This window comes from Streptomyces sparsus, from assembly GCF_054776295.1.
The window spans coordinates 1-1,408 of record NZ_BAAHCA010001128.1 but is presented as its reverse complement, the minus strand read 5'-3'; the positions used below and the strand labels follow the sequence as shown (position 1 = coordinate 1,408).

Below are 1,408 nucleotides of genomic sequence, written 5' to 3'. Positions count from 1 at the left end.
CCTCCGCCCCGGCCGGCTTCGAAAGGCGTGCGCCACGCCCCGTCCTTAACCGGCTTTGAGCGGCTCCTTAAGGGGGTCATAAAGATCACCCGAGACCGGTCCGGAAGGCCGAGACCGCTGGTCGTCGGGGCTAGCGTGCCAACTGCCCGGTACCGGCGCGGAGCACCGCGCCCGCACCGGAGCAGTCGCCCCGGTTCCGGCCACGGGCGCCCGCACCTCCCACGTTCGAAGGAGCCACCTCGATGACCGCTCGCCGCAAGGCCGCCGCGATAGCCGTACTGGGCGTCGCCCCGCTCGCCCTGACCGGCCTCACCGCGTCACCGGCCGCCGCGCACGGCTCGATGTCGGACCCGGTGAGCCGGGTGGCGGCCTGCTTCGCCGAGGGGCCGGAGAACCCGAAGTCGGCAGCGTGCAAGGCCGCCGTCGCCGCCAGCGGAACCCAGGCGTTCTACGACTGGAACGAGGTCAACATCGGTGACGCCGCCGGCCGGCACCGCCAGATCATTCCCGACGGCAAGCTGTGCTCCGCCGGGCGTGACAAGTACCGGGGGCTGGACCTGGCCCGGGCCGACTGGCCGGCGTCGCCGATCACCGGCGGCGCGCACACCTTCCGCTACAAGGCGACCGCCCCGCACAAGGGCTCCTTCGAGCTCTACGTCACCAAGGACGGCTACGACCCGTCCAAGCCGCTCACCTGGTCGGACCTGGAGACCGCGCCCTTCGCGAAGGCGACCGACCCGCAGTTGGAGGACGGCGCCTACGTCTTCCGGGGCACCGTGCCGAAGAAGTCCGGGCGGCACCTGATCTACAGCATCTGGCAGCGCTCGGACAGCCCGGAGGCCTTCTACACCTGCTCCGACGTCACCTTCGGCGCCGACAGCGGCGGCAGCGGGACGAGCGGCGGCTCCGGCAGCGGGACGGACGCCCCCACCGGGGACGGTTCCGGCACGGACGGCTCGGGCGGCAACGGCACGGGCGGTGGCGACAGCACCGGCAAGCCGGAGGCCGGGCCCAGCGCGCCGACCGAGGAGCAGGTCGAGCAGAACCGTGACAAGTCCACCGTGGACCACGACGGTCACGGTGGTGACAAGGAGGCGGAGGCGCCGCAGGAACAGGGCGGGCCCGAGCCCAAGTCCGCCGGCAGCGAGCCGGAGCCGGCCGGGAACACGACGGACGCCCCCGCCGGGGGCGGTTCCGGCGCGGGCGGCTCGGGTGCGGACCAGGAGAAGGTCTCGGCTGAGCAGGTCAACCTCGCGGAGACCGGGGGCGAGGAGAGCACCACGATGATCGCCGCGGGCGGCGCCGCGGCCCTGGCCCTGGGAGTCGGCATGGTCTTCGTGACCCTGCGCCGCCGGGCACTGGGCCGCCACCGCGGCTGAAACCACCGCGGATGAGCCACCGCGGTGGA

General features: G+C 73.4%; 1 protein-coding gene. It reads left to right on the top strand.

The window, feature by feature from the left end:
- The first annotated feature begins 242 nt into the window (after positions 1–242).
- The gene (locus ACYVE9_RS26860) at positions 243–1,379 is read left to right on the top strand and encodes a lytic polysaccharide monooxygenase auxiliary activity family 9 protein (RefSeq protein WP_461030494.1); all 1,137 of its coding nucleotides are present in this window, start codon (positions 243–245) and stop codon (positions 1,377–1,379) included.
- The last annotated feature ends 29 nt before the right edge of the window (positions 1,380–1,408 follow it).